At 76.8% G+C, this 1085-nt stretch carries 1 protein-coding gene; it reads right to left on the bottom strand.

The genetic code is table 11. The features are described 5' to 3' along the window. Positions 1 to 133: 133 nt before the first annotated feature. A complete protein-coding gene (locus ACZ5GT_RS40050) occupies positions 134 to 934 on the bottom strand; it encodes a chaplin (RefSeq protein ID WP_469036692.1) in 801 nt (266 codons plus the stop codon). Positions 935 to 1085 lie beyond the last annotated feature (151 nt).

Here is a 1085-nt window from a genome sequence, read left to right on the forward strand (position 1 = left end):
GATAAAGGCGAAGGGGTGCGGTTGCGTCGGTGGCCCCTCCCCAAGGTGCGCCCAACTTGGGGATTCCTGACGAGAAGGGAAGGGGGGGGGCCCCCCCGGGGCGGGCCCCGCTCCGTTCCGTGCGTGCCGACGGTTACGCCCAGGCGCGGGCCTTGCGGTAGAGCACCGTGCCGGCCAGCAGCGCGCCCGCGCCGACCGGGAGGGTGACGCCCAGCGGGAGGCTGCTTCCCGTGTGGGCGAGCTGTGCGCCGCCCCCGGACGGGGACAGCGACCGGGTGCTGGTGCTCGGGTGGTTGACGTGCGAGGAGCCGCCGGGCTTCTCGTCGCCCGTGCCGGGCGGCGTGTGGCCGCCGGGGTGGCCCGGCTGCTCGGGGCCGCCGGGGTGGCCCGGCTGCTGGGGCCCGCCGGGGTGGTGCGGCTGCCCGGGCGGGGGCGTGTGGTGGCCGCCGCCCGGAGGCGTGCCGTGGTGGTGGCCGCCGCCGTTGACGCAGTGGTTGCCGGCGGCGGCGTTGCCGAGGCCGCCGAGACCGACGGTGTTGCCGCAGGCGTTCACCGGCACGTCCACCGGGACCTGGACGTGGTTGCCCGAGCCGACACCGGGCGAGCCGCCGGTGTGCCCGCCGGCCTGCGCGCCCCCGGAGCCGCCGTGACCGCCGGAGTCGCCGTACCCGCCCGACGAGCCGCTGCCGCCGCCCTGGTTGACGCATGTGTTGCCGATCGCCGGGTTGAGCAGCCCGACGACGTTGATCGTGTTGCCGCACAGGTTGACCGGCACGTGCACCGGTGCCTGCACGGTGTTGCCCGACAGCACGCCGGGTGAGTCGGAGGTGGCACCGCTCGCGCCCGCGTCGGCGTGCGCGTATCCGCCCGCGGCGGCGATCACGCCGGTCGCGGCTGCCACGGTCATCAAGCCCTTACGGGTGGCCTGTCGCATCCCTGATCTTCCCCTGCCTTCGAAATCTGACCTGGAACCAGCACCAAAGCCCGGTCGGGGGGGGGGGGGGGGGGGGGGGGGGGGGGGGGGGGGGGGGGGGGGGGGGAGGAGAAGGGGGGGGGGGTGGGGGGGTGGGGGGGAAGGGGGGGGA

The sequence above is a fragment of the Streptomyces sp. NPDC031340 genome (genome assembly GCF_055569945.1).

Excerpts from the sequence above, each read along its gene's own strand:
- ACZ5GT_RS40050 (WP_469036692.1), bottom strand. The coding sequence starts at position 934 with ATGCGACAGGCCACCCGTAAGGGCTTGATGACCGTGGCAGCCGCGACC.